This window comes from Microbacterium sp., assembly GCF_026393345.1.
Taxonomy (GTDB): domain Bacteria; phylum Actinomycetota; class Actinomycetes; order Actinomycetales; family Microbacteriaceae; genus Microbacterium.
In genome coordinates this window covers 15747-42540 of record NZ_JAPLAI010000040.1, presented here as the reverse complement: position 1 = coordinate 42540, position 26794 = coordinate 15747, and the positions used below count along the sequence as shown (strand labels likewise).

Here is a 26794-nt window from a genome sequence, read left to right as displayed (position 1 = left end):
CGCCCTCGATAGGCTGGCAGCGTGACCCGGATCATCGCGGGGACCGCCGGGGGCATCCGACTGGACGTGCCCGACCGCGGCACCCGGCCCACCAGCGAACGCGTGCGCGAATCCCTCTTCGGCGCGCTCGATAGCGCGGACGCGATCGCGGGGACCCGCGTGCTCGACCTGTACGCCGGGACCGGTGCGCTGGGTCTCGAAGCCCTCAGCCGAGGCGGCGTGAGCGCCGATCTGGTGGAGAAGGCGGGGCCCGCGGCGACCGTGGCACAGCGAAACGCGGAGCGCGTCTCCCGTGCGGTCGGCGCCCCGGCACGGGTACACCGGAGCGGGGTGCAGGCGTTCCTGCGACAGGCCCGCGCCACCTACGACCTGGTGTTCACCGATCCGCCCTATGAGCTCTCGGATGGCGACCTGGCGGCCGATTTGGGCCTCCTCGGCGGCGTCCTCTCGCCCGACGCGCTCGTCGTGGTGGAGCGGGGCAAGCGCGCCGCAGAGCCGGACTGGGCAGCATCCGGGCTCGAACTCGTCCGCGGCCGGGTGTACGGCGACACCGCCGTGTGGTGGGCTCAGCCCCTCGCCGCATCCCAGTCCGCGTAGGGATCCCAGCCGCCGCGACCGACCGGCGGCTCGCGGTCGACCAGCACGGGATGCGCCCCGGCCATCCGCGCCTCGCCGATGCGACGGAATCCGTCCGGCAGCGCCGACTCGGCCGGGAACGTGGCGAGCAGTGCGTGGTCCTCACCGCCGGTGAGGGCGAGCGGCTCACCCGCGAACGGGGCGGTGTCGATCGAGACGGTGACCCCGGATGCAGTGGCGAGACGGGTGGCGTCGAGCACGAGGCCGTCCGACACGTCCATCATGGCCGTGGCGCCCGCCGCAGCCGCGAGGGGGCCGTGTGCGATCGGCGGATGCGGGCGCAGCTGCCGGGCGAGGGCCGTGCGCTCCGCATCCGTCAGTGCCGCATCGTCGGTCACGGCAACGGGGGCGCCGTCGGCATCGCGGAAGCGGTCGAACAGCAGCTGCAAGCCGCGCGCGGCAACGCCCGCATCCCCCGCCAGCGCGACGACGTCGCCGGCCCGCGCCCCGGAGCGGAGCACGGGATCCTGATCGAGCACGCCGAGGGCGGTCACCGCGACGGTGAGCGTGTCGGAGGCGGCGAGGTCGCCGCCCTCGACCGCGCAGCCGGGGGCGAGCGCGGCGCACGCCTCGCGCAGGCCGTCGGCCAACGCCTCGACGAACGCCACCGGGGTGTCGTCGGGCATTGTCAGCGCGACGAGCAGCGCGGTGGGGCGGGCACCCATGGCGGCGATGTCGGCGAGGTTCACGGCGGCGGCCTTCCAGCCGACGTCGTACCCGCTCGACCAGGCGAGCCGGAAGTCGGGTCCGTGCACCAGGGTGTCGGTGGTCGCCACGATTCGCTCGCCCGGAACGGCGAGCACGGCCGCGTCATCGCCGGGCCCTACCTCCGCCGCGCTCCGGCCGATCCGGGCGAGGATGCGGCGTAGTACTTCGCGCTCGCCGAGCTGCCCTACGGTGTCGTCCACCCCTCCACGCTACCGACCCGCGGCCGCCTCGCCCGCCGCAGGGTGCCGCATCCGGTGTCGCGGGCCGCCGGGCGCCGGGTTGCGGCGGGTTAGCCTGGAGGGGTGTCCCGCATCCGCACCGTCCGTCTCGCCGCCGCGCTCCTCGTGACCGGTCTCGCGCTCAGCGGATGCGCGTCGACCGTATCGCTGCAACCCGCGCCGGATGCCAATGACCCCGCGTGTGCGGAGATCACCGCGTTCCTACCCGGCACGCTTGCGGGCGAGAAGCGCCGGTGGACGGACGCCCAGGCGACAGGAGCCTGGGGCGACCCCGCGGCCATCATCGTGTCGTGCGGCGTCGAGGCGCCCGCCGCATCCGCGCTGCCGTGTCAAACGGTCGACGGGGTGGACTGGCTCGTCGACGACACGGATGCCCCGAACTACCGCTTCACGACCTTCGGTCGCGAGCCCGCGGTCGAGGTGTACGTCGACTACGACGTGGTGTCGAGCTTCGACGCACTGTCCGGCCTGTCGGCGCTCGTGACGAAGCTCGACCGTACCGCCGAGTGCACCGAGCGCCCCGCATCCTGACCTCGCTCCCGCACAGGAGATATCCCGAGAACAGGACGACTCGGCGGGAATCCTCCTGTTCCACAGCTATCTCCTGTTCTCGAGCGCGCTGACGCGGCACCACGCCGGCCTGCGCCGGCTGACCATGTCCCACTTTCTGCCGTTATGAGCAGGCCAAAGCGGCAGAAAGTGGGACATGTTCTGCAGAAAGTGGGACATGCCCCGGATGCGGCGGAGGACGGATGCGGCGGAGGACGGATGCGGGGGGCGGGCTCAGCGGGAGAGCGCGGTGTCGATCAGCTCGCTGATGAGTTCCGGGTACGTCATGCCGGAGGCGATCCAGCACTTCGGGAACATCGAGATCGGGGTGAAGCCCGGCATCGTGTTCAGCTCGTTCACGAGTGGCCCGTCGGCGGTGAGGAAGAAGTCCACCCGGGCGAGCCCGCGGCCGTCGACCGCGGCGAAGGCGCGTAGCGCCATCTCACGGAGCGCCACAATCTCGTCGTCGGACAGCGCGGCGGGGCACACCACCTCGACGCCGTCGCCGCCGAGGTACTTGCCCTCGAAGTCGTAGAACTCGCGGCCGCTGAGCACGATCTCGCCCGGCAGCGAGGCGCGTGCGGGGGCACCGTCCCGCCCCTCCAGCACACCGACCTCGACCTCGCGGCCGGCGACGCCGCGCTCGACGAGCACCTTGTCGTCCTCCGCGAACGCGACCCGCAGCGCCTCGTCCAGCTCGCCGAGCGCATGCACCTTCGACACGCCGACGCTGGAGCCGGCACGACACGGCTTCACGAACCAGGGGAAGGCGAGCTCCCCCATGCGACGCGCGACGCTCTCCGCGTCGTCGTCCCCGCGACGCACCGTGATGCCCTCGGCGACCGGCACACCCGCGGCATGCAGGGCGACCTTCATGAAGTGCTTGTCCATGCACACCGCGGAATCCAGCACGCCGCCACCGGCGTAGGGCAGCTCCAGCGTGTCGAAGAAACCCTGGATGGTGCCGTCCTCACCGTGCGCGCCGTGCAAGATCGGCAGCACCACATCGATCGGGCCGAGGTCGTCCACCGTGCCGTCGGCGCGGCGCACGCGCAGCGTCCGCTCCCCCGCGGCCTCGGGCCACAGGATGCGGGTGCCGTTGTCGGCGACCTCCGGCAGGTGCGCGGGATCCAGCGTGAACTTGTCCGGGTCGTCGTCCTCGAGGACGAACGCGCCGGCGCGCGTCAGCCCGACCGGGATGACGTGGAAGCGCTCACGATCGATCGCGTGCAGCACCCCGCCCGCCGTTGCGGAACTGATCGAGTGCTAGCTGGTGCGCCCGCCGAAGAGCACCGCCACTGCCGGCTTGTCCATGCTGGGTCCTCTCCCCCTGTGGGGTGTCGTCGTCGGTGGTCAGGTGCGGCGCGATCTCGCGCGGGTTCATGGTGCCATCGAGCACCCGCTTGACCTGTTCCACGATGGGCATCTGGATGCCACTGGCACGGGCCAGCTGCAGGATCGGCGCCACGGAGGCAAGGCCCTCCGCCGTCTGCTGCATGTGGTCCACCACGTCCTGGAAGCTGTATCCCTGGCCGAGCAGGCGCCCGGCGGTGTTGTTGCGGCTGAGCGGCGACTGGCACGTCGCGATCAGGTCGCCGAGGCCCGCGAGACCCTGCAGGGTCTCCGGCTGGGCGCCGTTCGCGACGGCGAAGTCGGTCATCTCCACGAGCCCCCGCGTGATGATCGACGCCTTCGTGTTCTCGCCGTACCCGACCCCGTCGACGATGCCGATGGCGACGGCGATGAGGTTCTTCAGTACTCCGCCGAACTCGGTGCCGATGACGTCCGTGTTCACGAAGGTGCGGAAGTAGCGGTTCCGCGCGCGGATGGCGACGGCTTCGGCCGTGACGAGGCTCCGCGACGCGATGACGGCCGCGGTCGGCTGCTCTTGCGCGATCTCGAGCGCGAGGTTCGGGCCGGAGGCGACCGCGATCCGGTCGGGGTCGCAGCGCAGCTCCTGCTCGATGACCTCGCTCATCCGCATCCCGGTGCGCTTCTCGACGCCCTTCATGAGCGACACGATCGGCACGTCGGTGTCGGCGACGAGCGCACGGATGCCGATGAGGTTCGCCCGCAACGTCTGGCTGGGCACCGACAGGTAGACCTGCTGCGCGCCTTCGATGGCTTCGGCCAGGTCGGAGGTGGCCGTCATGCCCTTGGGCAGGTTGATGCCCGGAAGGTACTTGCTGTTGCGGCGGCCGGTGCGGATCTCGCTCGCGAGCTCCGGCCGACGCGCCCACATGGTCACGTTCGCGCCGCCGTCGGCGAGGATCTTACCGAACGTGGTGCCCCAGCTGCCGGCGCCGAGGACGGCCACGCGCGGCGTGGCAGCCTCAGCTCTCCGACTCAAGGCGACCCGTCTCCTTCTGGCCGTGCGCGGCCGGGTTCCAGCGTTCCGGCGGCGGCGTCTGCCCGCGGAGGCCGCCGAGCAGCCGGGCGATCTCGTCCATGAGGACGCCGGTCACCCGCGCCTGCTCGGTCGACTGCTGCGCGAGGTCGCGTGAGCCGGACAGGTCGAGCGGGGCGCCGAAGACGACGCGCACCTGCTTGCGCAACGGCCAGAAGCGGAACTTCCCGTACCGCGGCAGGATCTCCTGCACGCCCCAGTGGGCGGCAGGGATGAGCGGGATGCCGCCCGCCAGGGCCAGCCGTGCGGCGCCCGTCTTGCCCCGCATCGGCCACAGGTCAGGGTCGCGCGTCAGCGTGCCCTCGGGGTAGACCACCACCGCGTCACCGCGCTCCACGACCGTGCGCGCCATGTCCAGCGTCTCCTTGGCGGCGACGGAGGAATTCGATCGCGAGATCGGGATCATGCCCGCCCGCTTCATCGCCCAGCCGAACACCGGGATCTTGAACAGGCTCTCCTTGGCGAAGAACCGGGGTGCGCGCCCGAGGCGGAACACCGCGATCGCCATGATGAGCGGGTCGAGCTCGCTGTTGTGGTTGGGGGTGAGGACGAACGGGCCGTCCTCCGGCACGTTTTCCTCGCCCACGATCTCGATCTTCGCGAAGATCGAGAGGACGGGCTGGATGATCCCTCCCAGCAGCCAGTACACGCTGGGGTGCGTGACCTCCCGGTCCCGCCGCCGACGACGCGCCGCCATCAGCCGATCACGTCGAAGTCGGCGCCGAGAGCTGTCAGCTTGTCGAGGAATCCGGCGTAGCCACGGCGGATGATGCCGATGTTGCGCACCACCGACTCGCCCTCGGCGGCCAGCGCGGCGATCACGTGGCTGTAGCCGCCGCGGAGGTCGGGGACGGTGATGTCGGCACCGCGCAGCGGCGTCGGGCCCTGGATGACGGCGGCCTGCTCGAGCGAGCGGCGCGGCACCCGGCGGGGACCCTCTTGCAGGCCGTTCGGGTACACCGTGATGTCGGCGCCCATCTGCACCAGCGCCTGCGTGAAGCCGAAGCGGTTCTCGTACACGGTCTCGTGCACGATCGAGCGGCCGGTGGCCTGAGTCATCGCGACGATCAGGGGCTGCTGCCAGTCGGTCATGAAGCCGGGGTGCACGTCGGTCTCGACGGTGGTGCCCTGCATGTCGCCGGCACCGCGACGGAAGAGGATCCCGTCCTCGCGGATGTCGAAGTCGCCGCCGACCTTGCGGACGACGTTGAGGAACGTGAGCATGTCCTGCTGCTTGGCGCCGCCGACGAAGATCTCGCCCCCGGTCGCCAGCGCCGCGCATGCCCAGCTGGCGGCTTCGTTGCGGTCGAAGATCGCACGGTGGTCGTAACCGCGCAGCCGCTCGACGCCCTCGATCACGATGACCCGGTTGGGCTCGTACGAGATGATGGCGCCCATCTTCTGCAGCACCCCGATGAGATCCATGATCTCGGGCTCGATGGCGGCGTTCCGAAGCTCCGTCGTGCCGGCGGCACGGACCGCCGTGAGCAGCACCTGCTCGGTGGCGCCGACGCTCGGGTACGGCAGGTGGATGTTGGCCCCGTGCAGACCCCGCGGCGCGGAGAGACGGATGCCGCTCGGCAGCTTCTCCACGATGGCACCGAACTTGCGGAGCGCGTCGAGGTGGAAGTCGATCGGCCGGTCGCCGATGCGGCAGCCGCCGAGGTCGGGGATGAACGCCTGACCGAGCCGGTGCAGCAGCGGGCCGCAGAACAGGATCGGGATGCGGGAGGCACCGGCGTGCGCGTCGATCTCCTCCATGTGCGCGCTCTCGACGTCACGCGGGTCGAGGCTGAGCGACCCCGGCTCGGGTCCTTCCGCCACGCGCACGCCATGCACCTCGAGGAGCGAACGGACCACGGCGACATCGCTGATGTCGGGGACGTCCCGCAGGATGCTCGGCTCTTCGCCGAGGAGGGCCGCGACCATCGCCTTGGTGACGAGGTTCTTCGCGCCCTTCACCTCCACCGTTCCCGACAGCGGGCGTCCGCCTCGGATCGAGAGGATCTCCCCCTCGGTGGGCTTCTTCCCGGATGCGGTTGCGGTATCGCCGAGGAGTGTCATGGTGCCTTCCCTCACTGTGCGGGAAGCGGCTGAACCGGTAGTGTCCGTGGCTTCCAGGATTCTCGTCGCGCCTCGTAAGCTGCGATCTTGTCTTCGTTCCGGAGGGTGAGCCCGATGTCGTCGAGGCCCTCCAGGAGGCGCCACCTAGTGTAATCGTCGATCTCGAACGGGACCCGGACATCGGCGATCACCGCGTCGCGCCGCTCCAGGTCGACCGTCATCGGTACGTCCGGGTTCGCCTCGATGGCGGCCCACAGCGCCTCGATGTCGCTCTCGGTGACGATGCCGGTGACGAGGCCCTGCTTGCCCGCGTTCCCGCGGAAGATATCGGCGAACTTGGAGCTCAGGACGACCCGGAAACCGTAGTCGCGCAGCGCCCAGACGGCGTGCTCTCGGCTCGAACCGGTGCCGAAGTCGGGGCCGGCGACGAGGATCGACGCACCCGAGTACACCGGCTGGTTCAGGACGAACTCGGGGTCCTGACGCCAGTTCGAGAACAGGGCGTCCTCGAAACCGGTCTTCGTGACCCGCTTCAGATAGACGGCGGGGATGATCTGGTCGGTGTCGACGGCGGAACGGCGCAGGGGCACGGCGATCCCGGTGTGCGTGCGGAACTTGTCCATCTCAGGCCTCCACTCCGACCAGCTGGTCCACGGGTTCCAGATCACTCGGGCTCGACAGCGTGCCGCGCACGGCGGTCGCGGCGGCGACCAACGGCGAGACGAGGTGCGTCCGTCCGCCCTTGCCCTGCCGGCCCTCGAAGTTCCGGTTCGAGGTGGAGGCGCATCGCTCGCCCGGCGCCAGCTGGTCCGGGTTCATGCCCAGGCACATGGAGCAGCCGGCGAACCGCCACTCCGCGCCGAACTCGATGAACACCTTGTCCAGGCCCTCGGCCTCGGCCTCCAGGCGCACCCGGGCGGAGCCCGGCACCACCATGACGCGGACGCCCTCGGCCTTGGTGCGGCCCTTGATGACAGAGGCGAAGGCCCGGAGGTCTTCGATCCGGCTGTTGGTGCACGAACCCATGAACACCGCATCCACCGGCACGTCCTTCAACGGCGTACCCGGGGTGAGGTCCATGTACTCCAGCGCCCGCTCGGCAGCGATGCGGTCGTTGGGGTCGGCAAAGTCTGCGGGGGTCGGGACGACGTCGCTCAGGGACACGCCCTGGCCGGGGTTGGTGCCCCACGTGACGAACGGCTCCAGCTGATCGGCGTCCAGGAACACCTCGGCGTCGTAGACGGCACCCTCATCGCTCGGCAGCGTCCGCCAGTAGGCGACCGCGTCCTCCCAGTCCTGCCCCTTCGGCGCGTGTGGGCGACCCTCGAGGTAGTCGAAGGTGATGTCGTCCGGGGCGACCATGCCGGCGCGGGCGCCGGCCTCGATCGACATGTTGCACATCGTCATGCGCCCCTCCATGGAGAGGGCGCGGATGGCGCTGCCGCGGAACTCGAGGACGTAACCCTGGCCGCCGTTCGTGCCGATCTTCGCGATGACCGCGAGGATGATGTCCTTCGCCGTGACGCCGGGCTTCAGCTCGCCCTCGACGGTGATCGCCATGGTCTTGAACGGCTTCAGCGGCAGGGTCTGCGTGGCCAGCACGTGTTCGACCTCGCTCGTGCCGATACCGAACGCCATCGCGCCGAACGCACCATGGGTGGAGGTGTGGGAATCACCGCAGACGACCGTGATGCCGGGCATCGTCAGACCCAGCTGGGGGCCCACCACGTGCACGATGCCCTGCTCCTTGTCGCCGAGCGAGTGCAGGCGCACCCCGAACTCCGCGGCGTTGTTGCGCAGCGTCTGGATCTGCGTGCGGCTGGTGAGGTCGGCGATCGGCTTGTCGATGTCGAGCGTCGGGGTGTTGTGGTCCTCGGTGGCGATCGTCAGGTCGAGGCGGCGCACCGGGCGACCCTCGGCGCGGAGGCCGTCGAAGGCCTGCGGGCTCGTGACCTCGTGCACCAGGTGCAGGTCGATGTAGATGAGGTCCGGCTCACCGTTCTCACCCTTGACGACAAGGTGGTTGTCCCAGACCTTCTCGGCCAGGGTGCGCGGACGCTCGGGGATGTCGGATGCAGAGATGCTCATGTTGTCGTGCTCCAGGCCCGCGACGAACTCCGCGACGAGTCAGGCTTGGAACGCGCCCCCGTCGCGGCCGATAAGGAGAAGCCGCGCGATCCGCATTGCGTCAGGTTACCACCCCGCCTCGAGGCACCGGCCGCACCGCGCGTGTCGCTCTGTGTCGGCGGCCCTCGGTTCCCGGGCGTGCGCGTGCGAGCCTATGCGGACACATCGCAGAAAGGTCCCGCATGCCCGATCCGTCCTCCGCCACCGCGGGCTTCAGCACACGACAGGTGCACGCGGGCACGGAGTGGGCCGACGCATCGCCGCGCGCGCTGCCGATCTTCCTCACCGCCGGCTTCACCTTCGACGACTTCGACCATGCCGCGCATCACTTCCAGACCGGCGTGGGATTCGGGTACACCCGCACCGGGAACCCCACGATCGACGCGCTCGAGCGCAAGCTCGCCGACCTGGAGGGCGGCGCGGATGCCGTGTTCGTCGCGAGCGGTCAGGCCGCCGTCAGCGTCGCGCTGCTCGCGCTGGTCGGCGCGGGCGACCACGTCGTCGCGTCCACACACATCTACGAGGGCACGCGCGGACTGCTGCTCGACAACCTCGCACGCCTGGGCATCGAAACCGACTTCGTCGACGACGTCGCCGACCCGGCGGCATGGCGGGCGGCAAGCCGTCCGAACACGCGCGTCTTCTTCGCCGAGTCGATCTCCAACGCCAGGAACGACATCCTCGACATCGCCGCGGTGGCCGGCGTCGCCGACGACCTCGGCATCCCGCTGGTGGTGGACAACACGTTCGCGACGCCCTATCTGCTGCGCCCGCTGCAGCACGGCGCGGCCGTCGTCGTGCACTCCGCCAGCAAGTTCCTCGCCGGCCAGGGCGCGGCGCTCGGCGGCGTCATCATCGACGATGGGCGGTTCGATCCGGTACGTTCCGGCGCACTGTTCCCGCACCTGGTCGCCGCCTCCCGCAGCGGCGCCCCCAGCGTCGCAGAGCGGCACGGCGGCCGCGCCCGGATCGCCTACGTCCGCGAGTCGGTCGCGCCGCGGTTCGGGCCGAGCCCGTCGCCGTTCAACGCGTTCCTCGTGGCGCAGGGCGTCGAAACGCTGAGCCTGCGGGTGCGGCAGCAGTCCGCGAACGCCCTGGCGGTCGCCCGATGGCTGGCGCGCCGGCCCGAGGTGACGAGCGTCGACTACGCCGGCCTCCCCACCCATCCCCATCACGCGGTCGCGCGCCGGTATCTGACGCGCGGCTTCGGCTCCGTGTTCCAGTTCACGCTCGCCGGGGGCGAGGAGGCCGCGCGCCGCCTCATCGAGTCCGTTGAGGTGTTCACCCATATGACGCACCTCGGCGACGTGCGCTCCCTCGTGCTGCACCCGGCGACGACCAGCCACGCGCAGCACAGCGAGGAAGCCCGGCGCGCGCTCGGGGTGCATCCCGGCACCCTCCGCCTGTCGATCGGCATCGAAGACGTCGACGACCTGCTCGCCGACCTGGATCGGGGGCTCGGGCTGCCGCAGAGCGACGCGGCGGTCACTGCCGTCGAGGTGCTGGCATGACCCGGCTGCAGCACTTCGGGTGGTTCCTCGCGCGGGGGTTCGGCCCGCACGGCTGGGGCACGGATGCCTGGGAGTGGAACCACAGATGGACGCGGCCGGAACTGTACCAGGAGTCGGCGCGGGTGCTCGAGCAGGCCGGGTTCGACCTGCTCATCATCGAGGATGCGCCTTCGCTCGGTTCTGCCGACACGATCGACCTCCGGGTACGGCACGCCTTCGGCGGTCCCAAGCACGATCCGCTGCTGCTCGCGCCGTACCTCTTCGCCGCCACCCAGCACCTGGGCGTCGTCCCGACCGTGAACCCCGCCGCGTACCTTCCGTACACGGCGGCACGGCAGTTCGCGACGCTGCAGCATCTCAGCGAGGATCGCCTGGGGCTCAACGTCGTCACCGACACCGGCAGCGCCCGTCACTTCGGCGCCGCCCCGCCGCTCGGCCACGACGCGGCGTACGACCGCGCCGAGGAATGGCTGGGCGGGGTGCGCGACCTGTGGCGCAGCTGGGACGAGGGCGCCCTCGTCGAGGACGTCGCCTCCGGCCGGTACGCCGACGGCACCCGGATGCGGCCGGTCGCCCACCGCGGCGAGTACTTCGCGTTCGACGGGCCGCTGAACGCCGTGCCGTTCGAGCACGACGAGCCGGCGATCGTCTCCCCCGGCGGCTCCGGCCGCGGCCTCGCGTTCGCAGGCGCCAACTCCGACGTGCAGCTGGCGCTGAGCCCGCTGGACGAGGCGAGCATCACGGCCTACCGCGCCCGCATCCACCAGGCGGCGCTCGAGCGCGGCCGCTCACCCGAGGACGTGACGATCCTCTTCGCGGTGCAGCCCGTGCTCGTCGACTCCCCGGAGGAGGCCGACCGCCTGGTGGCGGCCTCCCGACACCCGGACGAAGAGACCCTGCGCACCATCGCCCGGCGGCAGTCGAGCGACCTCGAGACCGATCTGACCGCCCTCGACCTGGATGCGCCGCTCGACCTCGCGATCTTTGCGGACCATGTGTCGCACGGCAGCATCCGGCGCCTCGTCGGCGATCATGATGCGGCCACACCCTTGCGGACGATCCTCGCCGCGCATGCCCGCGCCGGGCGGCTCTCCGACGGCTCGGGGTTCGTCGGCACGGCGGACGAGTTCGCCGACCTCATCGAACGACTCGCGGCGTGGGGCAACGACGGTGTGCTCCTCTGGGGCGACCTCCACCCGGTGACGGTGCACCGGATGCTGGACCGCGTGGTGCCGATCCTGCGGCGGCGGGGGCTCCTCCGGGAGGAGTTCGTCTCCGGCGGGCTGAAGGCGAACCTGTCTGCGTTCTGACTCAGTGCCCGCCGTCGACGCGCTCGGCGTTGCCCGGGCGCCGGGCGGCGACGACGCTCGCGACGGTGGCGACAGCCATCGCGAGCACGATGACGCCCAGCGAGACCCAGGTGGAGATCTCCGGCGCCCATTCCACGTGCTGCCCGCCGTTGATGAACGGCAGCTCGTTCTCGTGCAGCGCGTGCAGGAACAGCTTCACGCCGATGAAGGCGAGGATGAACGCGATCCCGAAGTGCAGGTACCGCAGCCGGTCGAGCAGCCCGCCGAGCAGGAAGTAGAGCTGGCGGAGCCCCATGAGCGCGAAGATGTTGGTCGCGAAGACGATGAACGCGCTTCGGGTGATGCCGAAGATCGCGGGGATCGAGTCGATGGCGAAGATGAGGTCGGTGAAACCGATCGCGATGAACACGAGCAGCATCGGCGTGAACATCTTGCGGCCCTTGACCTCGGTGCGCAGCTTCGAGCCGTCGTAGTGGTCGGTGATGTCGATGAAGCGGCGCAGGAACCGCACGATGCCGGTCTCGGTGTTCGCGTCCTGGTCGTCCTTGCCCGGGAACGCCTGGCGCCACGCGGTGAAGACGAGAAACGCGCCGAAGATGTAGAAGATCCAGCTGAAGTTCTCGATCAGCGCGGCGCCCAGGAGGATGAACAGTCCGCGCAGCACCAGCGCGATGATGATTCCCACCATCAGCACCTCCTGCTGATAGCGGCGGGGCACCGAGAACTGCGTCATCAGCAGGACGAACACGAAGAGGTTGTCGATCGACAGGCTGTACTCCGTGAGCCAGCCGGCGAGGAACTGTCCGGCGGCATCCCCGCTGCCGGTGACGCCCAGTAGCACCACGGCGAAGATGAGCGCCAGCGCCACGTAGAACACGATCCATCCGGTCGCCTCTTTCAGCGACGGAATGTGCGGACGCTTAAGGATCAGCAACAGGTCGGCGATGAGGATCGCGGTGAGCACGCTGAGTGCCGTGATCTCGAACCACAGCGGGATCTCGAAGCCCATGGGAGCCTTCCGAAAGAGGATGCGGGACACTCCCCGACTGGTCGCACCCAGTCTACCCGTGGCTCTTCGGACAGCGTCAGGCCGCCAGAGCGGCCGCCGGCGCGAGCGTCGAAAGCGCCTGCCCGTACTGCGCGATCATCCGTGCGCGATCGAGGCGCCCGCGGGCAGCGATCGCGTCACCGCGGAGGCCCCGCAGCGAGCCGAGCACGTCGTCCCAGGCCGCGGCGATCGCATCTGGGTCGCGCGGTGTGACAACGCCGAAGCCGGCCGTTTCGCGCGCGGCGTCGCCGACGTCGGTCGTCACCGGCACCGCACCGCTCGCCGCGCCCTCGAGCAGGCACAGCGGTGAGGCCTCGCCGAACGCGCTCGTGAGCGCGACGATGTCAGCGATCCGATAGATCACCTCCATGTCGTTCCGGATGCCGAGCAGGTGCAGGTTCGCGCCCGCAGCCCCCGCGCGTGCGATGAGGTCCATGAGCGCGGGGTTGTCAGCCGACATTCCCGCACCGCACAGCAGGTAGTGCGCACGGCCGCGACGGGAGTGGCGCGCCACCGCCCGAAGAAAGAGCTCGGGGTCTTTCATGGCGTCGAAGCGAGCGGCGAACACGACGACCGGCACGTCGCCAGGCACACCGATCTGCCGGCGCATCGCCGCACGTTCAGCGGCGCGACCCGGCCGGAATCGGCGGATGTCGACGCCGTTCGTGATCACGAGGCGGGATGCGGGAAGCACCCCCGCATCCGCATACGCCTCTGCGGTGGACTGCGCGCAGGCGATGGTCGTCGTCACGATTCCGCGGTCGGCGGCTTCGCGCAGCCACAGCAGAGCGTCGCCGGAGTGGCCGGGATCAGAGCGGTGCAGGCACGCCGCGACGGGGACGTCGGGCATCAGACCGCGAGCCTGGAGCGCGAGCAGGAGAGCGACCGGCTGCTCTTTCAGCGACAGCACGACGTCGGCGTCGCTGAGCGCCTCGGCGGCGAGTTCCAGCTGCTCTGCGGTGTACTCGCTGCGCGCGGGAGCCTGGGCGCCGGCGGTGCGGCCGAGGGTACGCACTCCGACACCGGAGGCGACGAGCTTCTGATAGCGATGGTCGGCGGTCATGTGCTGCACCGTGCCCTCGCGGCGCGCATTGGCGGCGATCGAGAGCACGCTGTGCTGCTGTCCCCCGGCGTGGAGGCCCGCGACGACATCCGAATGAAGCACCCGGGCGCCACCGGCGAAGAAACCTTCGTACAGCGACAGGACGCGAAGCGGCTGGGTCATGTCGGCACCTCTCGGATGATCAGGCCGCACGTGCTGGTCTTCTCGGTGACGAGAGCGGTGCGGCGTGCCAGTGGGGAACGTTTCCCTATCTCACGACACATCGCCCCGCAGCTGAAGTCTCGGCGGATGACGCGCAGGCAAACAATCCGCGCTGCAGCCCCCGGGTGCGCGTCTAAGAATGCTGGAAGAATCCGCGGCCATCGTAAGGAGGGTAGATAACAGCCTCACCCGAATCGAGCTGAGCATGAGCCTCAAAACGGCACCGACCCGCCCTCCTCTCCCGCCCGCTCCGCTGCGCCCGCGCGATCCCGACAGGCGCGCGAGACTGCGACGACGACGGCGAGCGGCTGATCTTCTCGTCGCCCTCGTGTGGGTGTCGGTCGCGTCCGCCGTGACGCTCTGGCTCGCCAGCGGTGGGATCGGCAACATCACCGATCTTTCTGGCGTGCTGACCGCGGCTGGAATCGTCACGGGGCTCGTCGGCACCGACCTGATCCTGGTCATGCTCGTGCTCGCCGCCCGCATCCCCCTGATCGATCGGGTGTTCGGTCAAGACACAGCGATGGCGGTGCACCGACAGATCGGCAAGCCGGCGCTCTACCTGATCCTCGCCCACGGCGTGCTCCTCACCATCGGTTACGCGATGGCCGATGGGTCGAACGTCGTCACCGAGACGATCAGCCTGTTCCAGGGCCCCGACATGGCGCTGGCGTATCTCGGGCTCGGGCTGCTCGTGCTGGTCGTCGTGACCTCGGTGGTTGCTGTGCGCCGCCGCTTCTCGTACGAGGCCTGGCACCTGATCCACCTGCTGAGCTACGCCGCGGTGCTCATCGCGGTCCCCCACCAGCTGAGCGCGGGCGGCGTCCTCGCCGAGGGCACGGGCGAACGTGCCTACTGGATCGCGCTCTACGTGCTCGCCTTCGGTTCGATCGCCGTGTTCCGCTTCGGCGTGCCGATCGTCCGCAGCGCGCGCCACGGCATCCGGGTGGCCGCGGTTGAGAAGATCGCACCGGGAGTCGTCTCGATCCACCTCACTGGGCGCAACCTCGACCGCTTGCAGACCGCGGGTGGGCAGTACGCGATCTGGCGGTTCTGGACCGGCTCCACCTGGTGGCACGCCCACCCGATCTCGTTCTCTTCGGTGCCTACGGCAACTTCCGCTCGGATTACCGTGCGCGACCTCGGCACCGGAAGCGCCGCCATCTCGCGCGTACGTCGCGGAACACAGGTCTCGATCGAAGGACCGTACGGCGTCTTCACCGATGCGCACCGCGTCGCACCGAAGCTGGCAGTGGTCGCCGCCGGCATCGGCATCACCCCGATCCGCTCGCTACTGGAGCATTCCGCACTTCGCCCGGGCGAGGCGACCGTGCTGCTTCGCGGCAGCGACACCGAGCAGGGGTATCTGTGGAACGAGATCGCCGAGCTACCGGGCATGGGTGGCAACGCGGTCTACACGATGCTGGGGGCTCGGCCCCACGGTCTCGCCACATGGATGTCGCTCGAAGCCCTCAACCGGGGCGTCACCATCAACACCGTGTTCCCCGATCTTCTCTCCTCCGACCTGTACGTCTGTGGGCCGCAGGCGTGGACAGATCTCGTGATCCGCGACGGCCGCGCCGCAGGGCTTCCTGAAGAACAGATTCATGTAGAAAGGTTTGACTGGTGAGGGCACGCGCGCTCGTTCTGAGCCTCTCCTCCTCTGCCGCTGTGCTCGTACTCGGCTGGCAGATCGGATCGGCAGGACAGACCACCTCGGTCACGCCGGCGACGGCAGCGGATTCCGGGAGTACGGCGTCTGACTCCACCGCATCCCGTGGCTCGAGCAGTGGTTCCAGCAGTGGCGCCACCACGGATGCTGCCACCCCCTCGCCGACGAGCACCGCTGCGGCGAGCTCAGATTCGGCGGCAGCCTCAGCCGGCGTCTCGGGCACCTTCACCGGCTCGGTCTCGCAGACACGGTTCGGCAACGTGCAGGTGCAGATCACCGTGGTCGACGGCACCATCACCGACGTCACCGCGCTGCAGCTGACCGACAAGGATCAACGGTCTGTTTCGATCAGCAACCGGGCAGCTCCGGTGCTGCGGCAAGCGGTGCTCGCGGCGCAGTCCGCGAATGTGCAGGGGGTGTCTGGTGCTACCTACACCAGCGACGCCTACCTCACCTCCCTGCAGTCCGCGATCGACCAGGCAGGGCTGTGACATGGCGGTGCACGTCTTCGACACCATGGGCACAACCGTGAGCCTGAGGTTCGCCGGTGCGATCGCGGCCCCCGCAGTGCTGACGCAGGTCGAAGACGTCTTCCGCGCCTTCGACCTGCGGTTCAGCCTCTACCGCCCCGCATCCGAGCTGAGCCGTGTGGCCGCGGGAGAGCTTCTGCTCACCCGAGCGAGCACCGAGCTGCGCGAGGCGTACGCCGAGGCCCTGGAGTGGTCGCGTCACACCGACGGCGTCTTCACCCCGCATCGTCCCGACGGCGTGATCGACCTGTCCGGCACGGTGAAGGCGAAGGCGATGGATGCCGCTGCCACCGTGCTGGAGGCCGCAGGCGAATCCGCATGGATGCTGGCCGTCGGCGGCGACATCCTCACTCGCGGCACGGTCGGCGGCGAACCATGGCAGGCCGGCGTCGTCGACCCGGACGACCGAGGCGGCTTGCTCTGCGTGATCGAACTCAGCGGGCGCCGCACGGCGTTGGCGTCGTCGGGAACGGCGGAGCGCGGAGAGCACATCTGGCGCGCCAGTGCCGGATCGGTGCCCGACGCCTTCCGGCAGGTGACGGTGCGGGCAGACGACATCGTCACCGCCGATGTCGTCGCGACCGCGCTCGTCGCCGCGGGCCCCGAGCGCTACCAGGACCTCCTCGACCGGTTCGATGTCGACGCGATCACCGTCGACAACTCCGGAGTCGTGACGGCGACTCCGGGACTCCGCCGCGTGCCCGGTCTGGCCCCGGCGTGAGCTCTGCGCTCGCGCCTGGTCCCTATACTTCGAGCATGCCGGAGCCCGCACGGATTCTGCTCGTCGAAGACGACGGTCGCCTCGCAGAGCTCCTCCAGCAGCTGCTCACCGACGAGGGATACGACACCGTCCTCGCCCGCGACGGCCAGCGTGCGCTGCACGAAGGGTTGACGCAGCAGTTCGACGCCATGGTGCTCGACCGCGGCCTGCCGGTGATGGAAGGACTCGACGTCCTTAACCGCCTGCGCAACCGGGGCGTCGTCACGCCCGCACTCATCCTCTCGGCACTCGGGAACCCGGCCGATCGCGTGGAAGGCCTCGACCGCGGTGCGGAGGACTATCTCGCCAAGCCCTTCGATATCGATGAGTTGCTCGCCCGCATCCGTGCGCTGCTCCGACGCCACCGAAGCGATGTCCCCGTGATCGCGGTTCCCGGCGGCTCACTCGATGTCACGAGCCGCACGGTCACGACCCGCCACGGCGACCCGATCCCGCTCTCCGAGCGCGAGTCCGACCTGCTCGAACGTCTCGCACGTCGCCCGAGCCAGGTGTTCGAACGCGGCGATCTGCTGGTCAGCGTGTTTCCGGATGCGGATGATCCCGGCGTGGTCGACACCTACGTCCACTATCTGCGCAAGAAACTCGGACGCGGCAGTGTGCGAACAATCCGCGGTATCGGCTATCAGCTCGGGCCGCTGTCATGACGGCGAAAGCCCGTGACGACCTGAGGCGAGCATCCCTCCGGTTGACGGCGCAGTTCACCGTGCTCGTGCTCATCATCCTCACGATCGTCGGCACCGTCGTCTACGTTCTCGTAAGTGCGAGCGTCACACAGTCGAATCAACGCACGCTCGTGGCTGCCACCCGGCTCGACTCCCCCGCGGACGCACCCGACGGCATCTACCTCACCTTCATCGATGAGCGCGACAGCGGTCAGCTCATGTCGACCGAGAATCTGCCCACCGGTCTCATCGATGTCGACGCGCTTCGCTCCGTCGCCGCCGGTGGTGACGACGTTCAGGAGCGGCGCACCGTGGGAGGCCGGGACTACCTCATTCTCACGACGACGGCGCCCACCCGGGAGGGTGGGCGCGAACGCGTGGTTCAAGCGGTGCTCGACACCCACGAGAGCGCAGAAGAGCTGCAACGACTTGCGACCGCGCTGATCGTCGGCGGTGCCGTCGCGCTCCTGCTCGCGTTCGTCGCGGCGTCGCAGATGGCGCGACGAGCGATCCGACCGATGGCGGACGCGCTCGCGCTGCAGCGCAGGTTCGTGGCTGATGCGAGCCACGAGTTGCGGACGCCGCTCACGCTCCTCAGCACGCGAGCGCAACTGCTCGCGCGGCGACGCAGCACCGCCCCGCCCGCTGAGGTCACGGCCGCGGTCGATGAGATCGTGCGAGACACCCGTGCGCTCACCGAGATTCTGGAAGATCTTCTGCTCGCGGCCGATCCCCGCACGATGACCGAGACGATCCCTGTCGATCTGGTCGAGGTCACCGACCACGCGATCGCGCTCCTGCACGACGAATCCGAGCGGCGGGGCATCACGCACGCGCGCTCGGGCGCATCGGCTCCCGTCATCGTCGACGGGTCACGCGCGGCCCTGCTGCGTCTCGTCATCGCCCTGTCAACCAATGCTCTCGATCACGCCCGCTCGACGGTAACGGTGTCCGTCGCTGCCGAAGGCAGGCAGGCGATCGTGAAAGTCGCCGACGACGGCCCCGGTTTTCCGTCGGAGGTCGAAGCGACAGCGTTCGAACGATTCGCCAGCCATCGGGCCGCGAGCGACACCGGCGGCGTGCGCCACTACGGGCTCGGGCTCGCGATCGTCGCCGAGATCGTCCAGCGCCACGGCGGAAGCGTCACGATCGAGCACCCGGCATCAGGCGCCGCTATCCGGTGCAGCTTTCCGCTTTCTCACGACAAGCCCGGCGTCACACACGCGGGTTCGTGAACCGGATGCCGATGTGCCGCGCTGGCGACAGCTCCGCCGAAGCGCCAGGCTGAGATCGTGATCCTGATTCGCACCATCCGGCGCTACCCGACGATCGCCGCGTCACTGGTTGTGCTCGCTCTCGTCCTGGTTCTGCTCGCCACCGGGTCCGCCACGACAGCCCGGTGGATCGCGACGATCTCGGTGTCGGCGTTCATCGTGTGGACGCTCATCGGCATGGTGCGAGATGTGCTTCGCGGTCATGTCGGCCTCGATATCCTCGCCGTCGTCGCGATGATCGCGACCCTCGCCGTCGGCGAGTACCTCGCCGCGCTGATCGTCGTGCTCATGCTCTCGGGCGGCGAGGCGCTGGAAGCCTTCGCCGGCCGCCGCGCGCGCCGTGATCTGGCAGCGCTGCTCGATCGTTCCCCTCGCATCGCCCATGTGATTCGCGAACACGGCACAACCGCGGAAGAGCCCCAGGATGTCGCGGTCGACGAGGTCGCGATCGGCGACCTGCTCCTGGTTCGCCCGTCCGAGATCGTGCCGGTCGACGGCGTCTTGCTCACCGCATCCGGAACCTTCGACGAATCTTCGCTCACCGGCGAGAGCTTGCCGGTGAGCCGCGTCGCCGGAGAGGATGTGATGTCGGGGGCGATCAACGGCACCCGCGCCGTCCGCATCCGCGCGACCCGCCGAAGCGCCGACAGCCAGTATCAGCAGATCGTCGCGCTCGTGCAGGGCGCGCAGGACTCACGCGCACCCGTCGTGCGCCTCGCCGACCGGTTCGCGATCCCGTTCACCGCGGTCGCACTCGTGCTCGCCGGCACGGGATGGGCGCTGTCTGGCGATCCCACGCGCTTCGCCGAAGTCCTCGTCCTCGCCACCCCCTGCCCGCTGCTGATCGCCGCTCCGGTCGCGTTCCTGGCCGGACTGTCCCGTGCGGCCAAGACCGGCGTGATCATGAAGAGCGGCGCCGTTATCGAACAGCTGGCGCACGTGCGCTCGGTCGCGTTCGACAAGACCGGGACGCTGACCGAGGGCCGGCCCGATCTCGTCGAGGTGCGTCCGGCCGACGGGTTCACCGCCGAGGAGGTGCTGCTGCTCGCCGCATCCGCCGAGCAGTACTCGTCCCACGTCCTGGCCGACGGCATCCGACGCGCCGCCGTCGGCCGTGGCATGGAACTTCTCGCCACCGACGACGCCAACGAGGTCGCCACCAATGGCGTCGAGGCGGTCTTCGGCGGTCGGCATGTGGTCGTCGGGAAGCCCGCGTACGTCAGCTCGCTCGCCCCGGAGACGACCCGGGCCACGCTGGACCCTGGCCAGGCCGCGGCGTATGTCGCCATCGACGGCAGGTTCGCCGGCGTCCTGGTCCTGGCCGATGCTCCCCGCCCCGAGTCGGGTCGCGTCATCGCGTGGCTCCGGACGAACGGAGTCCAGCGGATCGTGATGCTCACCGGGGATGCGCGGCCGACGGCCTCGTCCGTTGCCGCCGAGGTGGGCATCGACGAGGTCCACGCCGAACTGCTGCCGCCGGAAAAGGTGCACCTCGCGAGTGAGCTGCGTCCGCGGCCGATCATGATGGTCGGCGACGGTGTGAACGACGCGCCCGTGCTCGCCGCATCCGACATCGGCGTCGCGATGGGGGCGAAGGGCGCGACGGCGGCCGGGGATGCGGCGGATGTGGTCATCCTGGTCGACTCGCTCGAGAAGATCGTGGATGCGGTCTCCATCGGCCGGCACACCATGAGGGTGGCGCTCACCGCGATCTGGATCGGCGTCGGGCTGAGCATCGCCCTCATGATCATCGCGATGACCGGCGCCATCCCTGCTGTCGGTGGCGCGCTCATCCAGGAACTCGTCGACCTCACCACCATCCTCTATGCGCTGCGGGCACTCGGCGGGCCGCGTAGTGGGCTCGCGGAGGCGGTGCAGCGCCCGGCGCCGCGCCTCACCGAGGCGGTAGGGTCCCCGCCGCACCGGCCGTGATAATCACGAGCCAGGCAGCAGCCTCCAGTCGGTGAGCAGGAGGACGCGGGTCGGGGAGCTCACACGCAGGAGGCGCAAACGAAAAAACCCCCCGGAAATCCGGGGGGTTTTCAGTGTGGTGACCCCAGCGGGATTCGAACCCGCGTTACCGCCGTGAGAGGGCAGCGTACTAGGCCGCTATACGATGGGGCCCTAGTACTTCGTCGTTGCCGTTTTCGCAACCGTTCGATTATGCCATGGCTCTCGAGCACGAGACAAATCGAGGCGGCGTCCGCGTGTCGATCGTCGACCGGCTTGCCCGAGGCCGCGATCGAGGAGTTGACTGCAGGGATGCGCCTGACCAAGCACGAGCACGCCGCCCTCACCCTCGACAAGAACGGGAAGAAGCTGGTCATCGATCCGGGGACCTTCACCACTCCCCTGACCGACCTGCACGGACTCGTCGGGATCGTCCTCACCCACGAGCACGTGGATCACTGGACGCCGGAGAACCTCGATCGCATCCTGGCGACGCATCCGGACACCCCGATCTTCGCGCCGGAGGGTGTCGAGCACGCAGCGCCCGGTTACCGCATCACTACAGTCGCACCCGGCGACGCAGTCGATGTCGGCCCGTTCCACCTCGAGTTCTTCGGCGGTCGTCACGCGGTGATCCACGAGTCCATCCCGGTCGTCGACAACGTGGGTGTACTGGTCGACGGCAAGTTCTACTACCCCGGCGACTCCTATGTCGTCCCGGAGGGCGTTGCGGTGTCCCTCCTCGCGGCACCCGTCGGCGCGCCGTGGCTCAAGATCGGCGACGCAATGGACTTTGTGCTGGCAGTCAAACCTGCGCGTGCGTTCGGCACGCATGACATGACGCTCTCCCGAGCCGGACTGTCGATGGGTCGCGCCCGGTTGCAGTGGGCCGTGGAGCAGAACGGCGGCGAGTTCGTCGAGCTCGAACCGGGACAGAGCACCGACGTCTGAAGTCGTTTGTAGACCACACACAAGAAACCGGGTGTCACGTGGCGTGACACTTAGTACCGGGCATAGTTCCTCCGAGGATCCCTGAATATTCGCTGTTAGCCTCACGCGACCGGGATGTCCGCGACGGCGCGGGCAGCAGACAGGGAGTCCTCAATGTCGAGCACTACAACAGCACACCGTCACGGATGGGGGATGCGGATCGCCGTGTCGGTCCTGGCGCTCCTCCTCGCGGCGATGGTCGTGCTCTATTTCGTCACCGTCGCAAAGTTGTCCGACGGCGCCAACCAACTCTCCTCGGGCGCCTCACAGGCCGGCGACGGGTCGATCGAACTCGCGGACGGCGCAACCGCGCTGTCCGACGGAGCGAGTGATCTCGCCGAAGGTGCCGATGATCTCGAGGCTGGCGCGCTGAGCGCCTCGCAGGGTGCCGACAAGGTGTCCGCGGGCGCGGCATCCGCGGCCGCCGGCGCAACGAGCCTCGCCACGGGTGCGCAGTCGCTCGCCGCAGGGGCGGGAACGGCCGCCTCCGGTGCGGCGACCCTCGCCACCGGCTCGCAGACGGCCGCGAACGGAGCCGCGAACCTCGCCGCGGGCGCGCAGCAGGCCGCGGCGGGCGCGACCACCCTGGCCAGCAGTGCGCAGCGACTGTCCGACGGCGTGGTGGGGGCGGACACCTACGCCCGCGCCGTCCGAGACAGCACGCAAACGAATCTGTACGACGCACTGAATGCCGGTGTGACGCCGAGCGTCGTCACGCTGGCAGGTTCCGGCAGTGCGCTTGCGGTGCCGGTCGCCGCGGCGCCGACGCTGGCGGGCGGCCTCAACAGCCTCCATTCCGCAGTCCAGAACGACTCGGCCGTCCGGGCCGCGCTGAACGCGTCACCGTACCTCGGCAGCAACCCGAACGCGGCCGCCGGCATCGAGACCCTGCTCACGAGCTCTTCCGGCGCGATCAGCGCGCTGGCCGCGCCGGCGGGAGCCGCGCCGCAGCTCGCGCAGGGCTTGATCGGCGCCCGTAATGGCGTGGGTAGCGTGATCGGCGGTCTCAACGGACTGATCGATGGGGACTCCAGCAAGGGCTGGCCGGGAACGGGCTACCTCGCCAGTCCCGCGACCGGCGCTCCTGCCCTCGCCGCCGGCGCGGCGTCGTTGAACAACGGCGTCAACTCGGTCGCAGCCGGGGCGCAGACGCTCTCCACCGGCGTGAACAACCTCGCTGCGGGCGCGAGCCGGCTCAACACCGGCACGCAGAATCTCGCCGCCGGCGCGGGCACCCTGTCCGCCGGAGCGGGCTCCCTCGCCGAGGGGACCGGAAATCTCGCGGCCGGGGCCACCTCGCTGGCTTCGGGCGCTGCCGAACTGAAGACCGGTGCCACGACCCTGTCCGATGGCTCCGAAGACCTCTTCGACGGCAGCATCGACCTGCAGGCCGGTGCAGCGTCCCTCGCGGACGGCAACAGCCAGCTGGCCGACGGTTCGGTGCAGCTGGCGACCGGGGCAAGCACCGCGGTGCCGAGCATCCTGCCGTGGATCCTCGGCGTCGGCCTCATCGGGCTCATCGGGCTCGGTTTCTGGATCGGGCACCGCATCTCGCACCGCTCCCGCGCCGACGGGTATGCCTCGGTCCGCCGAAAGCCCCGGCCATCACGGCCGGGGCGCTTCTGTGTGCGCGAGAGACGGATCAGGCCTCGCTCATGGCCTGGACCTCGGCCTGGCCCTTGGCGGCGTAGTAGGCCGCGCGCGCAGCATCCCGGCGCGCCTGCTCGGCCTGCCCCGCGTCGAGCTCCTCCTGCGAGATCGGCACGCTCTCGACGTGGTTCACGCCGTGGTACTTCTCGATGTACGCGTCGAGTTCGGGGCCGGACTCCCACGACGTGATGAGGCAGTACCGCGGCTCGTCACCGTTGTGGGTGGCGGCGTGCCACAGGCGCTGCGTGTCGATGATCAGCTGCGCTCCGGCGGGAAGGGCGATACGCACCTCGCCCTCCGGATCGGTCCGGTTGTGCCGCAGCACGAAGAAGCTGTCCTTGTCGTCCGACAGGTTGAAGAACCCGCGCACGACCCAGCCGGTGCCGTCCGGGTTCAGGCGGTTGTTGTCGTCCTGGTGCAGGTTGTACAGGCACTCGCCGTACGGGGTGGGCTGCAGCTCGATCACGCGACAGCGGCCGATGTTTGCGCCCGGCTCCTTGGCGCGACGAACCAGGTTCGGCGCCTTCTCGACCTGCGAGGGGATGAACACGCCGTCCTTGTCGGTGCGCGGCGGCTTGTGGTTCCAGAAGCCGTTGCACTCGATCTCGCCGAAGGCGCTGGCGAGCGGGGCGAAGCGGGTGTCGCCCGACGACTTCCAGTCGTTGTACTCGATGTCCAGCCACTCTTTGGGGTCGAGTTCCTGGTTGTAGCGGTCGAGGACGACGTACCCGGTCTCCTCGAGCGCGGCGGACGTGATGTAACCCATGACGAATCATGCCTTTCGGTTGGGGCCAGCGAAGTTTTTACAGGCCCAGGTAAGGTCAGCCTAGCTCGCGGGTCCTGACGGCCTCTGGGAGCGTGGCCGGTAAAATTGACCCCGGCTGCGGTGCGTGACTGCGTCGGCGCGACCAACGATTTCCGGAGGACGAGACACACGATGACCACGGCCCTGAGTACCGCCACGAACGTGGATGCGACGGCCGTCGGCACCATCGCCTGGCTGTCGTCGGAAGTGACGAGCATCGTCGTGCCGGTCTACCAGCGGCAGTACCGCTGGGACATCGGAGGCTGCGAGCAGCTCCTCGCCGATATCCGCGCGGTCGCCGACGCCGACGATGCGCACACCCACTTCCTCGCCTCGATCCTGTCGACCAAGGTCTCCCCCGCCGACGACGAGCTCGTCCTCATCGATGGGCAGCAGCGGATCACGACCCTCATGCTGCTCGTGGCGGCGCTGCAGCACACCGTGCGCGACACCGACGCGGAGCTCGCCGCCGACCTCCGCCGCGTGCTCGTGCGCCCCGATGACCCCACGCGTACGAAGCTACGACCGCACCGTGCCTGGGCCGACGTGTTCGAGAGCGTGGTCCTCGACCGCCGCTCCGAGGACGAAGCGACCCGCGCCTCGCGGTTCGACGACAACTACGCGTTCTTCCGCAGTCAGATCCGCCCCGATGAGGTGGCCCGCATCTGGCGGGGCCTGCAGCGCCTGGAGCACGTAGCGATCACGCTGGGCCCCGACGCCAACGCGCAGCAGATCTTCGAGAGTCTCAACTCCACCGGCGAGCCGCTGCGGGATCACGAGCTCATCCACAACTACGTCCTCATGGGTCTCTCGCACGCCGAGCAACTCGAGATCGAGCAGTCGTTCTGGGTGCCGATCGAGGAGAACACCGGCGAGACGATCGGCGAGTTCTGGCGGCATTATCTCGTCATGCTCACCGGCCGCGAGGTCACGGTCGCCGGCGGGCGCGGCGTGTACGACGCGTTCCGGCACGAGTTTCCCCGTCTCGACATCAGCACGCTGCGTCATCAGGCCGCGCAGTGGAAGGAGTACTCGGAGATCTACCGGGTGCTGCTCGAGCCTGCCCACGCCGCCGACGCCGGCCTCGGCCGCCAGCTCGGCTACCTCAACACCTTCGGTCGATCGATGTACCCGCTGGTGATGCGGGCGGTCCACGACCACCTGCACGGCGCCCTCGATCGGCCCGCGCTGCTGCAGACACTCGAGTTCGTGCAGGCGCTCCTCCTGCGCCGGCGCATCGTCGGGATGCCGATCGACCGGCTCGTGGCGCGCCTCTGCCGTGCCCGGGAGGACGGACAGGAGGCGTTGTGGCACGCGATCGCGCGGATCTCCCCCTCGGACGAGCGCGTCCGTGTTGCGGTCAAGTTCGGCGAGCTCCCGCATCCGTCGTACGTGCTGGGGCGTTTGGCCGGGCTCGACAGCCTCGCCGACATCGACGTGGAGCACGTGTTCCCGCTCGCGCCGGCAGACACCTGGAGCGGTGACGGCGTCCGTACCTGGGCGGAGTACAGCGACGACGAGCAGAACAGCCATCGCGCACTCGCGGGCACCCTCGGAAACCTCACCCTGCTCGAGGAGCGACTGGCGGAACGGGCGGTGGATGCGTCCTTCCCCGAGAAGCGCCTCCTCTACGCGCGCAGCCGCATCCCGCTGACCGCGGCGCTCAGCGAGCGGGAGACCTGGGGCACGGCGGCCATGGCCGAGCGGACCGAGGAACTCACCGCGCGGCTGGTGGCGTTGTGGGCCCGGCCACGGGTCACGGCGATCGACGACGACGGCCTCACCCCCATCCTGGATGCGGTGCGTCGCCGCGGCTGGCCACGCGGCTGGGAGCGCGAGTACGCGTACGTGGAGTACCGCGGCGAGCACTGGGAGGTGCCGGACATCAAGTACCTCTTCAACCGTGTGTTTAAGCGGCTCTGGGCTGACTCACGCGACGCCGTGCTCACCTACAGCGCCCGCCACGGCGGACCGGTCTACGAGGGCCAGGCGTGGAACGGCCAGTGGGATGTGCTCGATGAGACCCGCTCCCTCTACATGGGCTGGGATTCCCGCTACATGCTCACCGCGGTGCAGGGCGTGCTGGAAGAGGCGGGGATCGCGTCCGAGGTGTTCCTGAAGTACTCCTACATCGGCGAGGCCATGCGCTGAGCCTCAGGCGTGCTTCACCGCACGCTTCGTGAGGCGGTCCACGGCGTTCCGCGGACCACGGACCGCGACACCCACGAGGTCCAGATCGGATGCGGCGACCGTCGCCACCGCCGCACGGTTGGCCTCGTCATGGCTCGTGCCAAAGAGGTCGGCCGTGTAGACGGCCACCGCCATCCCCCTGTCCTTCGCCCTGGCACGTACCTCGCCGAGCGTCACCGCATCCGCGGTGAAGATGATCACCGGCTGGCGCAGCATCGGCAGGTAGTCGTTGCCGTCGGCGTCCACGTACGGCGCCCCGACCAGATCGGGGGCGCTCGTGGCGATGCCGCTCATGAGGAACGCGGTGACGTTGAGCTCCTGCCACGGCAGGAGGTCATCACGTAGGACGACCACGACGCGGGTGTCGAAGCGGACGATCTCGGAAGGGCCGGCGGCGGGGTCGATAGTGGTCATGAGGCGACCCTCT

At 69.5% G+C, this 26794-nt stretch carries 23 protein-coding genes, 1 tRNA gene and 1 pseudogene; 13 read left to right on the top strand and 12 right to left on the bottom strand.

Annotated features, from left to right (window positions below):
- Window positions 1-21 precede the first annotated feature (21 nt).
- On the top strand, window positions 22-597 hold the full coding sequence (locus NT132_RS06810; RefSeq protein ID WP_297786748.1) for an RsmD family RNA methyltransferase: 576 nt from the start codon (window positions 22-24) through the stop codon (window positions 595-597).
- Here the strand turns inward: NT132_RS06810 and thiL are convergent.
- Complete coding sequence (gene thiL, locus NT132_RS06805; RefSeq protein ID WP_297786746.1) at window positions 567-1544, bottom strand: thiamine-phosphate kinase; 978 nt, start codon at window positions 1542-1544, stop codon at window positions 567-569. The two genes, NT132_RS06810 and thiL, sit on opposite strands and share 31 nt — an antisense overlap.
- Before the next feature lie 102 nt (window positions 1545-1646).
- Between thiL and NT132_RS06800 the strand changes: the two genes are divergently transcribed.
- Window positions 1647-2114, top strand: coding sequence for a DUF3515 family protein (locus NT132_RS06800; RefSeq protein ID WP_297786744.1), 468 nt, complete (start codon window positions 1647-1649; stop codon window positions 2112-2114).
- Between the two features lie 252 nt (window positions 2115-2366).
- On the opposite strand, the gene NT132_RS06795 is transcribed toward NT132_RS06800, so the two are convergent.
- Genes NT132_RS06795 through leuC form a run of 6 tightly spaced genes read right to left on the bottom strand, consistent with a single transcriptional unit; the run spans window position 2367 to window position 8691 of the window.
- The gene (locus tag NT132_RS06795; protein ID WP_297786742.1) at window positions 2367-3368 is read right to left on the bottom strand and encodes a D-alanine--D-alanine ligase family protein; all 1002 of its coding nucleotides are present in this window, start codon (window positions 3366-3368) and stop codon (window positions 2367-2369) included.
- Window positions 3346-4482: an NAD(P)H-dependent glycerol-3-phosphate dehydrogenase gene (locus tag NT132_RS06790; protein WP_297786740.1), complete on the bottom strand. Its 1137-nt coding sequence runs from the start codon at window positions 4480-4482 to the stop codon at window positions 3346-3348. The genes NT132_RS06795 and NT132_RS06790 overlap by 23 nt, the downstream gene beginning before the upstream one ends.
- Entirely contained in the window at window positions 4466-5236 is a 771-nt protein-coding gene (locus tag NT132_RS06785) for a 1-acyl-sn-glycerol-3-phosphate acyltransferase (RefSeq protein WP_297786738.1), read from the bottom strand. Before NT132_RS06785 ends, NT132_RS06790 begins: the two co-directional genes overlap by 17 nt.
- Complete coding sequence (murA, locus tag NT132_RS06780) at window positions 5236-6603, bottom strand: UDP-N-acetylglucosamine 1-carboxyvinyltransferase (protein ID WP_297786736.1); 1368 nt, start codon at window positions 6601-6603, stop codon at window positions 5236-5238. The genes NT132_RS06785 and murA overlap by 1 nt, the downstream gene beginning before the upstream one ends.
- An 11-nt stretch (window positions 6604-6614) precedes the next feature.
- Window positions 6615-7226 (bottom strand): 3-isopropylmalate dehydratase small subunit, encoded by a 612-nt coding sequence (leuD, locus tag NT132_RS06775; RefSeq protein WP_297786734.1) that lies wholly within the window; start codon window positions 7224-7226, stop codon window positions 6615-6617.
- A gap of 1 nt (window position 7227) precedes the next feature.
- Window positions 7228-8691 (bottom strand): 3-isopropylmalate dehydratase large subunit, encoded by a 1464-nt coding sequence (gene leuC / locus NT132_RS06770; protein WP_297786732.1) that lies wholly within the window; start codon window positions 8689-8691, stop codon window positions 7228-7230.
- A gap of 221 nt (window positions 8692-8912) precedes the next feature.
- Here leuC and NT132_RS06765 point away from each other — a divergent pair, with 221 nt between their 5' ends.
- Together NT132_RS06765 and NT132_RS06760 are read left to right on the top strand one after the other, a co-directional pair.
- Window positions 8913-10241 (top strand): PLP-dependent transferase, encoded by a 1329-nt coding sequence (locus NT132_RS06765; protein WP_297786730.1) that lies wholly within the window; start codon window positions 8913-8915, stop codon window positions 10239-10241.
- Window positions 10238-11551, top strand: a complete 1314-nt coding sequence (locus NT132_RS06760) for an LLM class flavin-dependent oxidoreductase (RefSeq protein ID WP_297786728.1) — start codon at window positions 10238-10240, stop codon at window positions 11549-11551. The genes NT132_RS06765 and NT132_RS06760 overlap by 4 nt, the downstream gene beginning before the upstream one ends.
- A gap of 1 nt (window position 11552) precedes the next feature.
- On the opposite strand, the gene NT132_RS06755 is transcribed toward NT132_RS06760, so the two are convergent.
- Window positions 11553-12560, bottom strand: a complete 1008-nt coding sequence (locus NT132_RS06755; protein WP_297786726.1) for a TerC/Alx family metal homeostasis membrane protein — start codon at window positions 12558-12560, stop codon at window positions 11553-11555.
- A gap of 76 nt (window positions 12561-12636) precedes the next feature.
- Entirely contained in the window at window positions 12637-13824 is a 1188-nt protein-coding gene (locus tag NT132_RS06750; RefSeq protein ID WP_297786724.1) for a glycosyltransferase, read from the bottom strand.
- 373 nt (window positions 13825-14197) lie between these two features.
- On the opposite strand from NT132_RS06750, the gene NT132_RS06745 reads away from it, so the two are divergent.
- The 6 genes from NT132_RS06745 to NT132_RS06720 are packed head-to-tail and all read left to right on the top strand — an operon-like array spanning window position 14198 to window position 20714.
- A complete protein-coding gene (locus NT132_RS06745; RefSeq protein WP_297786722.1) occupies window positions 14198-15493 on the top strand; it encodes a ferredoxin reductase family protein in 1296 nt (431 codons plus the stop codon).
- Entirely contained in the window at window positions 15490-16026 is a 537-nt protein-coding gene (locus NT132_RS06740) for an FMN-binding protein (RefSeq protein ID WP_297786720.1), read from the top strand. The genes NT132_RS06745 and NT132_RS06740 overlap by 4 nt, the downstream gene beginning before the upstream one ends.
- A gap of 1 nt (window position 16027) precedes the next feature.
- Window positions 16028-16786 (top strand): FAD:protein FMN transferase, encoded by a 759-nt coding sequence (locus NT132_RS06735; protein WP_297786718.1) that lies wholly within the window; start codon window positions 16028-16030, stop codon window positions 16784-16786.
- A 35-nt stretch (window positions 16787-16821) separates the two neighbouring features.
- Window positions 16822-17490: a response regulator transcription factor gene (locus NT132_RS06730; protein WP_297786716.1), complete on the top strand. Its 669-nt coding sequence runs from the start codon at window positions 16822-16824 to the stop codon at window positions 17488-17490.
- Window positions 17487-18743, top strand: a complete 1257-nt coding sequence (locus NT132_RS06725; RefSeq protein ID WP_297786714.1) for a HAMP domain-containing sensor histidine kinase — start codon at window positions 17487-17489, stop codon at window positions 18741-18743. The genes NT132_RS06730 and NT132_RS06725 overlap by 4 nt, the downstream gene beginning before the upstream one ends.
- Before the next feature lie 57 nt (window positions 18744-18800).
- Window positions 18801-20714 (top strand): heavy metal translocating P-type ATPase, encoded by a 1914-nt coding sequence (locus NT132_RS06720; protein ID WP_297786713.1) that lies wholly within the window; start codon window positions 18801-18803, stop codon window positions 20712-20714.
- 116 nt (window positions 20715-20830) lie between these two features.
- On the opposite strand, the gene NT132_RS06715 is transcribed toward NT132_RS06720, so the two are convergent.
- Window positions 20831-20906, bottom strand: a tRNA-Glu gene (locus NT132_RS06715).
- Between the two features lie 138 nt (window positions 20907-21044).
- Between NT132_RS06715 and NT132_RS06710 the strand changes: the two genes are divergently transcribed.
- Both NT132_RS06710 and NT132_RS06705 read left to right on the top strand, forming a co-directional pair.
- Window positions 21045-21683, top strand: a complete 639-nt coding sequence (locus NT132_RS06710) for an MBL fold metallo-hydrolase (RefSeq protein WP_297786810.1) — start codon at window positions 21045-21047, stop codon at window positions 21681-21683.
- A 114-nt stretch (window positions 21684-21797) separates the two neighbouring features.
- Window positions 21798-23171: pseudogene (locus tag NT132_RS06705) on the top strand (hypothetical protein); the annotation flags it as partial.
- Between the two features lie 193 nt (window positions 23172-23364).
- Here NT132_RS06705 and NT132_RS06700 read toward each other — a convergent pair.
- Window positions 23365-24138 carry a hypothetical protein gene (locus NT132_RS06700; RefSeq protein ID WP_297786711.1) on the bottom strand — a complete coding sequence of 258 codons (774 nt, stop codon included), beginning with the start codon at window positions 24136-24138 and terminating at the stop codon, window positions 23365-23367.
- 171 nt (window positions 24139-24309) lie between these two features.
- Here NT132_RS06700 and NT132_RS06695 point away from each other — a divergent pair, with 171 nt between their 5' ends.
- On the top strand, window positions 24310-26328 hold the full coding sequence (locus NT132_RS06695; protein ID WP_297786709.1) for a DUF262 domain-containing protein: 2019 nt from the start codon (window positions 24310-24312) through the stop codon (window positions 26326-26328).
- A 3-nt stretch (window positions 26329-26331) separates the two neighbouring features.
- Here NT132_RS06695 and NT132_RS06690 read toward each other — a convergent pair whose 3' ends face one another.
- On the bottom strand, window positions 26332-26781 hold the full coding sequence (locus NT132_RS06690; RefSeq protein WP_297786706.1) for a DUF2000 domain-containing protein: 450 nt from the start codon (window positions 26779-26781) through the stop codon (window positions 26332-26334).
- Between the last annotated feature and the right edge of the window lie 13 nt (window positions 26782-26794).

What these genes read in the sequence shown, in the direction of transcription:
- NT132_RS06725 (WP_297786714.1), top strand. Translation starts at nt 17,487, where the DNA reads ATGACGGCGAAAGCCCGTGACGACCTGAGGCGAGCATCCCTCCGGTTG.
- NT132_RS06735 (WP_297786718.1), top strand. Translation starts at nt 16,028, where the DNA reads ATGGCGGTGCACGTCTTCGACACCATGGGCACAACCGTGAGCCTGAGG.
- NT132_RS06710 (WP_297786810.1), top strand. Translation starts at nt 21,045, where the DNA reads ATGCGCCTGACCAAGCACGAGCACGCCGCCCTCACCCTCGACAAGAAC.
- NT132_RS06760 (WP_297786728.1), top strand. Translation starts at nt 10,238, where the DNA reads ATGACCCGGCTGCAGCACTTCGGGTGGTTCCTCGCGCGGGGGTTCGGC.
- NT132_RS06700 (WP_297786711.1), bottom strand. Translation starts at nt 24,138, where the DNA reads ATGGGTTACATCACGTCCGCCGCGCTCGAGGAGACCGGGTACGTCGTC.
- NT132_RS06785 (WP_297786738.1), bottom strand. Translation starts at nt 5,236, where the DNA reads ATGGCGGCGCGTCGTCGGCGGCGGGACCGGGAGGTCACGCACCCCAGC.
- murA (WP_297786736.1), bottom strand. Translation starts at nt 6,603, where the DNA reads ATGACACTCCTCGGCGATACCGCAACCGCATCCGGGAAGAAGCCCACC.
- NT132_RS06750 (WP_297786724.1), bottom strand. Translation starts at nt 13,824, where the DNA reads ATGACCCAGCCGCTTCGCGTCCTGTCGCTGTACGAAGGTTTCTTCGCC.
- leuD (WP_297786734.1), bottom strand. Translation starts at nt 7,226, where the DNA reads ATGGACAAGTTCCGCACGCACACCGGGATCGCCGTGCCCCTGCGCCGT.
- NT132_RS06755 (WP_297786726.1), bottom strand. Translation starts at nt 12,560, where the DNA reads ATGGGCTTCGAGATCCCGCTGTGGTTCGAGATCACGGCACTCAGCGTG.
- NT132_RS06690 (WP_297786706.1), bottom strand. Translation starts at nt 26,781, where the DNA reads ATGACCACTATCGACCCCGCCGCCGGCCCTTCCGAGATCGTCCGCTTC.
- NT132_RS06765 (WP_297786730.1), top strand. Translation starts at nt 8,913, where the DNA reads ATGCCCGATCCGTCCTCCGCCACCGCGGGCTTCAGCACACGACAGGTG.
- leuC (WP_297786732.1), bottom strand. Translation starts at nt 8,691, where the DNA reads ATGAGCATCTCTGCATCCGACATCCCCGAGCGTCCGCGCACCCTGGCC.
- NT132_RS06695 (WP_297786709.1), top strand. Translation starts at nt 24,310, where the DNA reads ATGACCACGGCCCTGAGTACCGCCACGAACGTGGATGCGACGGCCGTC.
- NT132_RS06730 (WP_297786716.1), top strand. Translation starts at nt 16,822, where the DNA reads ATGCCGGAGCCCGCACGGATTCTGCTCGTCGAAGACGACGGTCGCCTC.